Here is a 12761-nt window from a genome sequence, read left to right on the forward strand (position 1 = left end):
AGCTTTATTAAGCTATAAAGGAGAGAATGTCTTGAATATATTAGAAATAAATAATGATTTATTTAGAATGCTTAATAGTCTAGGAAAAGAATTTCAATTCTTCAATTTACCAATGATTATTATTGCTGAATACACAGTTATTTTTTTAGCTATTTTTGTTATTCTGTTCTGGTTTACCAAAGATAGAGAAAATAAAATAATGCTCATGTGCGCAAGCATAGCTTTCGTTTTGGCTGAAATTATAGGGAAATTTGCAGGGTTATTACATTTTAATCACCAACCATTTGCTGTCCTTTCGAATACAAATCAGTTGATAGAAAAAGCAATAAATAATTCATTTCCAAGCGATCATACCATATTATTTTTTTCATTCTGTATGTCCTTTTGGTTATTTAAAAAAGGAAAATGGATTCTATGGATTTTGCTTGCTATATTAGTCGGAATTTCACGAATTTGGGTAGGAGTTCATTATCCATTAGATGTAATGGTAGGTGCTCTTATTGGAATTACTTCTGCAATAATAATTTACTTTACACTTCCGAAATTAACACTAATAGAAAATGGAATTACCAAATATGAATCCATTGAAAAAGTAATTAGAAGAAAATTCCATAAAACAAATCTAATGTAAAACAATATTAAAGGTCACGTCTAAAATTAAAGTGTACCCTTTACAAAGGGTACACTTTATATGGGTTGTGGCTTTTTCTTTTGCTTTGAAAACAGCATCAAACAGCCAAAACGCTATGAGTTGAGATGGCAGGGTTTGGTGATGTTTTGAAAGTGGAATTTGTAGAAAATTGTTCCAATTTATTATCTCTCAGATTATGATTTAGTGGGAGGATAAATAATGTCAGATAAAATTAAAAACATTTTTATTGGAATCATATTTTTTGTTGTCATAATTTTAGGGACATCATTCGTAATTGATACAATATTGATCGATGGATTAAAAGTTGATAATGGACTTATAGGTAGTATAGTGGGTGGGATAATAGGAATGGCAGGCGTAATTGTAACTACTTATTTCATTATCGAAGCAAACAAAAAATCAGTGGAGGATTCGTTAAAAAAACAAGATAAGCAGGCAAGGGATAGAGATTACATTGCATTAATCCTTACCAAAGCAGAGGAGTTGAACCATGAAATTATAAAATCTACTCAAATCTACAAAAAAATAATGGATAATTTCAGAATTACTAAAACACACCAAATCTTAATTAACACATATGAGGATAGATTTTCTTTAAAACGTAAAGATGACGGAATTTATGATATGGCTAAAAGGGATTTGGTCGAAAACAATCTGAAATTCGAAAAACTGCGAAACGAATTAACAGTTTGTTTAAATACTTTAATTATAAAAAATATTTACATCGGAATTTTATCAGACCAAATTAATGGTTACGAACATACAGTTAATCAGAATATCGAAATAATAATTAATAGTTTAGATTCGATAGGTAATTTAAATGAACTAGAAGAAACGTTCCGATGGCAAAATAAGTATTACATAAATGATTTAAATAAATTACTAAAAGATTTGAATGATTTTGTTGTAGAAAAACTGAGCGAATTAAGAAAAGGCGTAAGTTGAATACTTTACTAATCAATAAAGGGTTGATTTCAAACAAATTTTTCTAATAGGAGCGTGTAAAATGAATTTAAAAGAAAAGTTGATATTAATAAAAGAAAATGGGTACCAAGCACCTCCCGATAGATTTCAGTTGATACTAGAAATGATAAATAACATTGGCTCTTTGGATGCCCAACTACGTGATGAGCTAATTTATACAACCTTATCACACTGGATTCCTGATAAATCTCTCACCGCAAACGAACTAGAACAACTTTTACCGGTTGTTTTGGATAAAAACCATTTGCTTTTTAAGCTTGGTGAAACAAATACAGACTCTGTCTTCACTCGGTCTTTCTCCATGCTAGTCATACCGCTCCTCTTAACGAGGCATAGAGAATTACCATTTCTCTCAAGAGAGCAAATTCATCACATAAAAGAGAAAGTATTTTACAATGTACAAGAAGAACGAGATTACCGTGGGTATGATGAAGAAAAAGGCTGGGCTCATGCCATAGCCCATGCAGCAGATGCTTTAGATGATTTGGCTCAATGTTCCGAACTGGATAAAAGCGACCTCTTAACTATCCTCGATTTGGTTTACGAAAAGATGACTATAACAGAGCGAATTTACTCCGATGGGGAAGATGAGAGAATGGTCAAATCCATAATTAGTGTTTTAAATAGAAAAATACTTAGTCAGACTTGTGTAGAGCAGTGGATTCAAAGTTTTGGTGATGTGGAGAAAAATTCAGAATTTCTCCCTGCCTTTAAGCAAAAAAATAATATAAAGAACTTTTTGAAAAGTTTATACTTTCGAGTTAAATTTTACAAAGCGGATGCCGTTCTCTGCTCGACTATCGAGCAGACATTATATAAAGTAGAAAAAGTATACTATTCCTAATTTTAAAAGTGGCGAATAAAAAAAGAATATCTTCATAATGAAAAGAGAATTATATTATTTATTTAGTAATATAAGTATTGGTTAGAATTAAAAGGAGAGTTTCTGTGGATTCTAAAGTTCCTATCCAAGTTCAAAGTTTTTTAAATGAATATTTATTGTTATTTGAAAATCAAATTCCTAATACACTGGATGCATTATATTTACATGGTTCAATTGCTCTTCATGCTTACATAGAAGGTTCCAGTGATATTGACTTTATTGTTGTTGTAAATCGATCCCTAACTGAATCAGATGTGAAAATAATATCTGATCTTCATGAAAAACTAAATCAAAAATATAAGAAAACAGTAATGGATGGGTGTTATTTACTAGATAAAGATTTTTGGTAAGAAACAATCTGAGATAAAGAATTGTTTATACGTAAATGAAGGTAAAACAAAATGGAGTAATGATTGTACTAACCCTATTACTTGGTGGATTTTAAAAAACAAAGGAATCACTATAAAGGGTTCAGATGTTACCACACTAGTTTTTAATGTTGATGAAAGTATATTAATTGAATATGTTTTAGATAATATGAATACCTATTGGTTAAATCGATTGAAGACAATAAAAAAATATAAGACCCTAGCTCTTCTGTTACCAAATAAATTTGTCGATATGGAAGTAGAGTGGTCTATTACAGGGATGTCACGTCAATTTTATACACTTAAAGAATGCGATATTGTTTCAAAGGTAGATGCTAGTAAATATGCAATCAATCATATACCAGAAAGATGGCATAACCTTATAAAAGAAGCTATTAGTATTAGAGAAGGATTGAACATACGTTATTATAAATCTAAAAAACAACGTATTGATGATACTATCCAATTCATGAATTACATACTTGATGCTTGCAATAATATTGAAAAATAATAAACTAATCAATGTTTAAATGTGATACATGTTACAAACGTTATATACGTTACACATTAGGTATTCAAAAATTTATCTTGTAAAATAGGAGGCAGGACGGTGCGGTAAGGTTTTCCTCCCTTGGTATTTATAAATTACTAATTATTAGGGAAAGACAGACCGACCTGCGCCGAGCAAATTAGTTCGGAGCATGACATATATGGCTGGTCTATATTTTTAAAAAGAGTTAGCAGAATTCATGAAGATTGTGAAGAAAGTTGTAATAACAAGAATGTCCATCAAGGAGTACAGGTACCACAACAACCCGTTGGTACGGGGTTTCCAGCGCTTGCTTATATTTATGATACAACTGCTCAACCAGATATTCTGAATAATGGTCAAATTACTTTCAATACACATGGCAATATTACTCCTGCAGGGTTTGTCACACATGTACCAGGAACAACACCTATCATAATAAACCAAATGGGTACTTACCTTATTATCTATGAAGTGTTCGCTATAGGTACGCCTTCTTCTGCATTTGCTTTGTTCAATGGCAACAACCAAATAGCAGGTTCCAATTATGGGGGTAATTCTCCTACCACAAGGCAAACTGGTGAAGTGATCACGACTTTAAATGCAATGGATGTTCTTACTTTAAGAAGTATTGATACCACTCCAATATCTTTATTAAATACTACAACTAGTGGTAGTTCGGTTATCAGTGCCTCTATTGTAATTTTAAGATTAGCATATTTTTTTTATTGCGAGTCACATCTAATAAGGTGTGGCTTTTTGTATTTATAAATTAATTTTGTTTTTATAGTTCGAATTTTGAAAGGAATGGTTTATATGTGAACTTCGTCAAACTTACTATAGATTTAAAGTGCACGAAAATGCACTTTAAATCTAACATACAATTACGAAATAACGTGGTACGCTCTGCCAGAATGTCAAAAGTGAGCACTCGACAATAGGATTACCACACTATTTAAGCTTTCATTTTAGGATGAAGGTTTTTTATTTTGCTTTGAAAACTGCATCAAATAGCCTAGAGGGCGGAGTTTGATGTGGATTTAAGAGCAAAAAAGTATTACATATATTTCATTTTATAGGTTATATTTGGGTGGGAGGTGAAAATGATGGACAATTTATATGTGAAATCCGAAAATGAGGACTTCATTTCAGTAACAATTATCAATACTTACGGAACACGTGTTGAATATGAAATAAAAGTAGATTTTGTCACTTTAAATCTTATGTTACAAGCTGAATATGTAACTGTAAGAGGAAAAACTATCAATAATAAAACTACTAGAGTAGATGATGACGGTAAAGTTTACTTTTATGGGGATCTTATTGAAGAAAGAGATATTTAAAAACTAGCTACATCTTTAATTAGATGAGGCTATTTTTGCCCTGAAAAGTGAGTATCGAGCAGTTTCTCCTTTAACTGCTGGGTAGCGGTATTTGCCTTTGAGAGCAAAAAGTTGTTACATATATTTTATCTTCTGGATTAGTATTGGGCTAAGGAGGTAGGAGTTTTGAAAATATAGAGAATACTTGTCTAGTTTAGTGGTTAGGACGTAATTTCTATTATCAGGTGGAATAATGACTTAAAGAGGGAGAGTGATTTGAATGACTGAACAAACGAATAGTTCGGATCAGAGTGTTTTCATTAGCGATTTAATCGAAGCGACAAGAGGGAAAGATCAGGAATTGAAGAAATTCATTGATGAACATTTATACATAAAGAAATCCCCTTTCGGCATTGAAAGAATAAACAAAAATATAGAGTTTTTAGAAACTTTGGATTCGACTCAACAAGCGCTAGTTATAGGGAGGAGTGCCGATTTTAAAGAATCTAACGACCCTTCAAAATATTTCCCTGTACTAATAGCTGTTTTTGGATTTATTATTTCACTTTATACATTACTAGATAAGTTCACTGGCACTGTTTTTTATTCATTTATGGTAACCTTTGTATTAGCCATTTATTTTACTTTGCTAATGATTCGCGCTTTTTCAACATATCCAACAGCAGTATATTTTCATTCTATGGTAACGAACATAAAATTTGAAAAATAGTTTAAGCATCTCTTCGGAGGTGCTTTTTATTATGCTTCTATAGCTCAAAGAAAGAGAATCCGGTACGGTTACAGGATCGAATCTGCAAGGAGCTTTTACTTTAAAAACTGCAAAACACTACGAGTTGATAGGCGGAGTTTGGTGTGGTTTTGAGAGCAAAAAGTTATTAAGGTTTTGTACATACCTTTTGTTCTATGATGAAGTGGGAGGGAAAGAATGAAATTAATTAACTTTTTTAAAAAATATCCTTTAACTATTCTAGGGTTTGTACTAGTAATACCACTTCTTGTATCAGCATTTATGTATGTTCCTCTTTTTAAATTTTCAAAAGGAAATGTAGACGGATGGCTAGGTTTTTGGGGTAGTTATCTTGGAGGAACAATTGGGACAATGGGGGTAGTTGCTACAACATATTTTATAATAGAAGCGAACAAAGTAGCTACCAAGGATGCAGCTAAATTAAATGATCAAACCGAAAGAGAAAGAATACACACAACCTTTTTACTGAATAAGAATGAACTAATTGTGGCTATTATAACGGAATTATACGAATTAAATAATACACGCTTTAATTTGCTGAGGAAATATGTTGGCTACTCAAAAAATATGAAAACTTTGAAAGATAATAAAAAAGTTTTGGAAAGAAATAAACTCATCGATGGTTCTAATATTATTGGAAAAATTGATAAAATAAGGGATTCATACCAACGATATTCAACAAATAGAATTAATGCACTTGACGAGGAAACAAAGATAAGAGGACAAATAATTACACTTTCAGCTCAATTAAAAACAGAAAGTATGTATTTTCCAAATTTAGAACTGGAAATTGATGTCTTTAGAAAGGGAATTACCAAATCATTAGATACTCTCTTTGAGGCAATCGAAACAACAACTGACGATTTAAGTGAGTTGGATAAAATAAACGCTTTGATAGAACAAGATAGTGAGGAACGAAAAAACAGTTCAAATATATTAATTAGAAAATGTAGAAGTAACATTGACACATTGTTTAATGAATTTTTAATAAGAAAACAGTAAAAAACTCTGTCTACACAGGGTTTTTTCTGTTGAATAAAATTAGCGATTAGCATAATGGGGTGATGCCATTGATTGAACATAAATTAACAGTAAAACAACAAGTATTTGCTGATTATTATATCGAGTTAGGAAATGTCACAGAAGCATATTTAAAGGCATATCCGAACGTGAAGAAGGAAGCAACAGCGAGGGCGAATGGAAGTAGATTGCTAACAAATGCTAGCATAAAAACCTATATAGACAATCGTATGAAGGAGTTAAATTCCAAGAGGGTGGCGGATCAACAAGAAATATTAGAGCTACTGACTGCAATTGCAAGGGGTGAGACAACTTAAGCAACCTTACGTGGCATCGGTGAAGGTGCGCAAACCATTGATGAAGATATGCCTCCAACTACTGCCGAGCGTATTAAGGCTGCTGAATTACTGGGCAAGCGTTATCGTATGTGGGTTGATAAGGTGGAAACGGACGGTAAAACTAAAGTGGTCATTGTAGATGATGTGTAATGTCAGAGCAACGTATCAGCTTAGCTAGTATCATTACAGAGCAATTCAAACCATTTTGGCGTGCCTTCAGAGCAAAGGAACATCTTAGATATGTACTTGTACTAAAGGGGTGCCGTGGTTCTGGTAAGTCATTTCACATTCCGATGCGTATCCTGTTAGACATCATGGAGTATCCAGTGTCAGCACATGGTATCAGGAAAGTGCAAAACACCATTTTAAAATCGGTGTACGCCAACTTTAAGGCTGCCGCAAACGTAATGGGAGTACGTGATCAATTCCGTTTCGTCGATTCTAAGCTTGAGATTACTTACTTAGGCAGAGGAAACAAGATTTACTTTGCTGGTGCTGATGATCCAGAGAAGATTAAATCTATCAAAGATGCGGATTTTCCGTTAGCCATCGTATGGTTTGAGGAATTAGCTGAGTTTAAGTCAGAAGATGAAGTAACGACAATTGAAAACTCAATCCTACGTGAGGAGTTAGAAGGGAAGATATTTTCGCAGGCTGACAGACAGCAAGCATACCCTTTTGACTACTCTTTTTATTATTCTTACAATCCACCAAAACGTAAGCAATCGTGGGTGAATAAGAAGTACGAGAGCTCTATGATTGATGCCAATACTTACGTACATCATTCAACTTATTTAGGTAATCCATTCCTATCGAAAAAATTTATAGAAGAAGCAGAAAATGTTAAGAAAAATAAGCCCTTAAAATACCGTTGGGAATACCTTGGTGAAGCAATAGGCAGGGGTGTTGTGCCGTTTGATAACTTACAAATTGAAAAAGGTTCAATTACTCATGAAATGGTTGCATCGTTTGACAATATACGTAATGGCGTGGACTTTGGATATGCTACGGATCCATTAGCGTTTGTCCGCTGGCATTATGATAAGAAGAAAAACGGTATCTATGCAATCGACGAAATTTATGGTGTGAAAATTAGTAACCGTGAATTGGCAAAACAATTGAAACAAAAAGGGTACCAATCAGATGAAATATTTGCTGATAGTGCTGAACCGAAATCAATCTCAGAGTTGAAAAATGATCATGATATTAAGCGAATAAAAGCTGCTAAAAACGGGCCTGATAGTGTTCAGTATGGTGAGGAATGGCTTGATGATTTAGATTTCATTTGCATTGCCCCGTCCCGTACACCAAATATTGCGAGAGAGTTTGAAAATATTGATTATCAAACAGACAAAGAAGGCAATCCGCTTCCTCGTTTAGAGGATAAGGATAATCATACTATTGATGGTACTCGCTATGCATTTGAACGAGATATGAAGCGACCATCCATGTCAGTTTTAAAGTGAGGTGATTAAATGCTAATTGAGGATTTATTTAGACCACGTTGGCATGAACAGATGGAGGAGGTGATAAAACGAATGGTTGAAAGTGTTATTAAAAATGAACAAGTACTTCTTAATGAGATAAAGGAGTGGGAGGATTCTCCAAAACGGAAGCTCATGTTAACGGGCGATAGGTATTACAAAAATCAGATGGACATTGAAGAAAAGAAGCGGGATGCAGAGTGGAAGTCCAACTTAAAGCTGATACATGGCTACGTGAAGAAACTTGTTGATCAAAAGATTGGCTATGTTCTTTCGAAGCAACCTTCAGTAACTAGTGAAAATGAAGGTTATCAGAAAAAGTTAGATGACATATTTGATGCTGGCATGATTAACCGCTTACGTAAAGTAGGAAAAGAGGCCGTTAACAAAGGTGTAGCTTACCTGCATCCGTACTTTAATGAAGTTGGTGAGCTTAGTTTTATGCGTTTTCCATCCGAGCAGATCATACCGTTTTATGCTGACTCTGAAAATATGAAAATTGAGGCGTTTTTACGGGTTTATGAAACCAATCATTACGATGGTACGACCAAAAGGACGTTGAAAAAGGTAGAGCATTATCACAGTGATGGGATAGATCACTACGTATTTGAAGGTTCAACACTCATCTCTGATGTCCCAGCGGGAGGAAAACAAGGATATCACTTTTTATTAGGTGATCAACCGGTTCTGTGGGAAAAGATACCCCTTATTCATTTCAGGTATAACGAGGAAGAGCAGCCTCTAATTGAACTGATTAAATCACTCGTTGACAATTACAATACACAAGCTTCTACAAATGCAGATGTACTTGCTGATATTCCTAATTTTATCTATAAACTCATTAACTATGGTGTAGTCGATTTAAAAGAGTTTCTTCACGATCTTAATGTCTATCGTGCAGTCAAAACGGATGAAAATGGTGATGTTGGTAAATTATCGGCTGAGATTCAAACTGAAGCTAACGAAAAAGAACTTGAACGACGTAAAGCTATTTATGAGCTTGACCGTGGAGTTGATACATTACATGAAAATCTGGGCAATGCATCTGGGGTAGCACTTAAATTCCGCTACAGTGATTTAGCAATTCTCAAATGAGACAACTAAAGCAGCAGTTTGTGATTACATTAAACAAGCTGTAGATAAAGGCAAGATTGATAAGACTTGGCTTGATAAATTCGATGCGGGTACTATGACAGGTGGGGATTTTGAAGGTTTGAAGATTATTATTGAGCAGCGTAGTAAATAATGCTCGTTTCTGTAAATTCGCTAAAACCAGCAAAGCTAAAATTTAGCCGAGCTGGTCTTTTTGTTTAACATTATACTATTAAGAAGTATAAAAGTAGTAAAAAACAAAAAATAAATACACCAATAAATATTAAATTAAAGGTATCTATATTTTTTTGATTATACTCTGGAGGTTGTTCGAGTGTAGTTGTAAAAATCTTTTGTGAGGGCAAAGCCTCATCAACAATTTTCTCCTTCGGAATTGGTGTTTTTTCAATTACAGAATTGCAATATTCACATACATATAAACAGTAACCATCTTTATTTACTTCTTCAAATGAATTATTGGCTAAACAATTAGGGCAATTTATCAATTACATTTTCCTCTCTGCTCATATCTGCTATTTCCCATTTTAGGAAAATCAGGATGTTTTGTATATAGAAATAAAAGTTAATATTCTCTTCAATGGAAGGGTATTTAAACTTATATGTAGAAATATCTGTAAAAAGGGGTGTGGATTATGAATTACGATATAATAGTACCAGTAAAATTTTTATTCAAACGCAAGCCTGACAATGTACCAATTATAGGTTTATCAAGCTTACATTTAACACACGGTGAACATGAAGCACTAACAGACGATGTTGCTCTAAACCTTTTAAGAGCACAGGGTTACAACGTAATCAGAATGATCTAAAGAGATGAAAATTAAAGGTTTTAAAGGCTGTCAAATATGATAGCCTATAATAAAAACACCAACAAAGAAAGAGCCCAGACACATGGATCGTGATGAATTTGATTTAGAAGAAATTTCAAAATCATAACTGAAGCAGTGAGAGAAAGCAAACAAAATTCTTTAGCATCTACAAATGAGATGAACCACTAGAAGGTACCATAATAAAAATGTATTTATATAGTAGAAATTTGTTTAATCAAAAAAATGACACAGACTGTGGCAAAGAAATAATATTAACTTTAAGGGAATTTATATCGTTCTTTCCTTATAAAATAGTACCTGTCCAAACCTTCTTTATCTACATTTTTACGAACTGGGGCACCATTTTAAAAAAAGTTACAGGTGCCCCAGCAAGTGCCCCAAAAAGTGCCCCAGTTAAATACACTTAGATAGGCTTCGTTAGACAGGTATAGAAACCCACATTAATACAAAACCTTGATATTATGCACATCAAAAAATTAAAAACATCAAGATAGAAACCAAGGTCATAAGTTATGCTTATCAACACTATGTATTGAAACCCCTTGATATCAAAGGGGTGGGGGAGGTTCGGTGTAAACCGTACCTCAATTCGTACCCCACTTTTAATAGTTTTAGAGAGATTTATCAAAATGAAGGAATTGACTCATTACTTGCATCGCTTGTTTTTCTCTTTCAGCGAAGGAATGTGCATATGTTTTCAAGAGGGTAGATGTAGTCATACCAAGAATTTTGGCAATCGTTGTAGGCGGTGTACCAGATGCAATTGAAATTGTAGCAAAGGTATGTCGTAATCCATGTGGGGAAATAAATTTTGCCCCATGTAACTCATGCATACGTAACAAAGTTAATGCCGCAGCATTTTGATTCAGTGGATGACATGTTTTACTAATGAAAACTAAATCATCCACTGCATGTTGTATACCGTAGGCTAGCTTCCTTTCAATACACCATTTACGGTATTGTTCCAGCTGTTCTGCTAAATTATCAGTCATATCAATTGTCCTGATACTATTTAGTGTTTTTGCTGACCGCTCTCCATGAACGTCTCTAGTGCGACTTATATTTATTAATTTATTTTTAAAATCAATTTCTGACCAACGTAAAGCCCCAGCTTCGCCCCGCCGCATTCCTGTAGCCGCAAGAAGGGATATTAAAGTATATCTAGTAATATCACAAGATTCTTTTACGCAGCGCAATAAATATGCTAACTCTGTAGATGTTAAATAATTTCCTTCTACTTCGTCAGTATTTTGCTTCTCCGCACGTGGTAAATCAGCCTTTGCAATTCGATTTTTATCTATTATTTCATCTTCTACAGCAGCATTTATACAACCTATAAAAAAATTATGGTATGTTACAATACTTTTTGGTGCAGCGATAGGTATTAATCTATCAATAAATTGTGATTGATAAATACTTTTTGTTAGACGTGAAAGTTTATGATGACCAATGAATGGGTGAATATAAGAATCAATGATATTACGATAAGTTTTAGGGGTAGTTCCTTTCCATTTTGATTTTTTGCGATCAAAATAAATTTCTACCCATTGTGAAACCGTCATATTATCATTTAAAGCAATCTTTTCTCCACCATTTAAAATGGTACTTTTAATAGCAATGAGAGCTCTTTCAGCGGCAAGGATAGTATCAAATCTATATTTTGATTTCTCTCTACGCTTACCGTTATGATCGTAATATTTGTAACGGTAAGCATATTTCTTTTTCTTATCGGCATCAATGTACCAATAAATATCCTCTTTTTTTGTAGTGTTTAATTGATATCTAGCCATTTTATCCACTTCCTATCTAACTAACCCGGACAGGCATATTAGCGTATAGGACAACTATTTACATCACTCCTTTCACAGTGGTAGCTAAAGCGGTTAACATGCTCTTATGACCTGTCCTTATCACTCATCATCTCATATTTATAAAAGTCAGATTATGCAACCTCTGCATAATCTGCTTATTGTTATATTGTGTTAATCTCCTGAAAGCAAAATCGTATTCAACGTTAAAGATTTGCATTACCTTCATAATCGTTTGTTCTGTATGATTATGTATTGACAATGACTCCAACATAAAAGTAGGAATACAAGCGTGGTACATAAAATTGTTGGCCTTGAATTCCTGGTACTCACGAAATAGGGGATACATATGAAATTGATCACCTGTGTGTAATAGGACATGTGATAGCTCATGGCAAAAGTCTTGCCATTTTTGTTGTGGCGATTGATTTTCATTAAGAAAAATATAATGCTGTCCATTAATAAATAAGGCCTGACTCTTATCTGGCCAATAAAAAACTTTCAATCCCATTCTAAAAGCCACTTCTTCAACATGCAGCAGGGTAGGGTCTGTAATGCCCAGGCGAGTGTAGAACTGTTGGACATAATCTTCAAGATGTGTATAGTGCATGTAAATCAACCCCTAAAAACGACTAACAGAACATGTGTTCTGTTTTATTGT

General features: G+C 33.6%; 15 protein-coding genes. 13 read left to right on the top strand and 2 right to left on the bottom strand.

Going from position 1 to position 12761, the window contains the following annotated elements; genetic code table 11:
- Positions 1-31: 31 nt before the first annotated feature.
- The 13 genes from BFM98_RS10645 to BFM98_RS23945 all read left to right on the top strand — a co-directional run bounded on the left by BFM98_RS10645 (position 32) and on the right by BFM98_RS23945 (position 10271).
- On the top strand, positions 32-631 hold the full coding sequence (locus BFM98_RS10645; protein WP_066037318.1) for an undecaprenyl-diphosphatase: 600 nt from the start codon (positions 32-34) through the stop codon (positions 629-631).
- A 219-nt stretch (positions 632-850) separates the two neighbouring features.
- Positions 851-1597 carry a hypothetical protein gene (locus BFM98_RS10650; protein ID WP_066037319.1) on the top strand — a complete coding sequence of 249 codons (747 nt, stop codon included), beginning with the start codon at positions 851-853 and terminating at the stop codon, positions 1595-1597.
- A gap of 61 nt (positions 1598-1658) precedes the next feature.
- The gene (locus BFM98_RS10655; RefSeq protein ID WP_066037320.1) at positions 1659-2480 is read left to right on the top strand and encodes a DUF2785 domain-containing protein; all 822 of its coding nucleotides are present in this window, start codon (positions 1659-1661) and stop codon (positions 2478-2480) included.
- A gap of 104 nt (positions 2481-2584) precedes the next feature.
- Entirely contained in the window at positions 2585-2869 is a 285-nt protein-coding gene (locus BFM98_RS23420; protein WP_083225351.1) for a nucleotidyltransferase domain-containing protein, read from the top strand.
- Positions 2870-3056: 187 nt separating this feature from the next.
- Positions 3057-3398 carry an aminoglycoside adenylyltransferase domain-containing protein gene (locus tag BFM98_RS23425; RefSeq protein ID WP_083225352.1) on the top strand — a complete coding sequence of 114 codons (342 nt, stop codon included), beginning with the start codon at positions 3057-3059 and terminating at the stop codon, positions 3396-3398.
- Between the two features lie 1124 nt (positions 3399-4522).
- Entirely contained in the window at positions 4523-4759 is a 237-nt protein-coding gene (locus BFM98_RS10665; RefSeq protein ID WP_066037321.1) for a hypothetical protein, read from the top strand.
- 259 nt (positions 4760-5018) lie between these two features.
- A complete protein-coding gene (locus BFM98_RS10670; protein ID WP_066037322.1) occupies positions 5019-5468 on the top strand; it encodes a hypothetical protein in 450 nt (149 codons plus the stop codon).
- 216 nt (positions 5469-5684) lie between these two features.
- Positions 5685-6509, top strand: coding sequence for a hypothetical protein (locus BFM98_RS10675; RefSeq protein ID WP_066037323.1), 825 nt, complete (start codon positions 5685-5687; stop codon positions 6507-6509).
- A gap of 68 nt (positions 6510-6577) precedes the next feature.
- Positions 6578-6844: a terminase small subunit gene (locus BFM98_RS24545; RefSeq protein WP_368664808.1), complete on the top strand. Its 267-nt coding sequence runs from the start codon at positions 6578-6580 to the stop codon at positions 6842-6844.
- A gap of 48 nt (positions 6845-6892) precedes the next feature.
- Positions 6893-7015: a hypothetical protein gene (locus BFM98_RS24550; RefSeq protein WP_313869744.1), complete on the top strand. Its 123-nt coding sequence runs from the start codon at positions 6893-6895 to the stop codon at positions 7013-7015.
- Positions 7015-8331, top strand: coding sequence for a PBSX family phage terminase large subunit (locus tag BFM98_RS10685; RefSeq protein WP_066037324.1), 1317 nt, complete (start codon positions 7015-7017; stop codon positions 8329-8331). The genes BFM98_RS24550 and BFM98_RS10685 overlap by 1 nt, the downstream gene beginning before the upstream one ends.
- 9 nt (positions 8332-8340) lie before the next feature.
- A complete protein-coding gene (locus BFM98_RS10690; protein ID WP_254660025.1) occupies positions 8341-9444 on the top strand; it encodes a phage portal protein in 1104 nt (367 codons plus the stop codon).
- A 650-nt stretch (positions 9445-10094) separates the two neighbouring features.
- Positions 10095-10271: a hypothetical protein gene (locus tag BFM98_RS23945; protein WP_175400745.1), complete on the top strand. Its 177-nt coding sequence runs from the start codon at positions 10095-10097 to the stop codon at positions 10269-10271.
- 632 nt (positions 10272-10903) lie between these two features.
- Here BFM98_RS23945 and BFM98_RS10705 read toward each other — a convergent pair.
- Both BFM98_RS10705 and BFM98_RS10710 read right to left on the bottom strand, forming a co-directional pair.
- Positions 10904-12082 (bottom strand): tyrosine-type recombinase/integrase, encoded by a 1179-nt coding sequence (locus BFM98_RS10705; protein ID WP_066037326.1) that lies wholly within the window; start codon positions 12080-12082, stop codon positions 10904-10906.
- 127 nt (positions 12083-12209) lie between these two features.
- The gene (locus tag BFM98_RS10710; protein ID WP_083225353.1) at positions 12210-12710 is read right to left on the bottom strand and encodes an ImmA/IrrE family metallo-endopeptidase; all 501 of its coding nucleotides are present in this window, start codon (positions 12708-12710) and stop codon (positions 12210-12212) included.
- Positions 12711-12761: the final 51 nt, after the last annotated feature.

The organism is Lysinibacillus sp. AR18-8 (assembly GCF_001705465.1).
In the GTDB taxonomy this organism is placed as follows: Bacteria; Bacillota; Bacilli; order Bacillales_A; family Planococcaceae; genus Lysinibacillus; species Lysinibacillus capsici.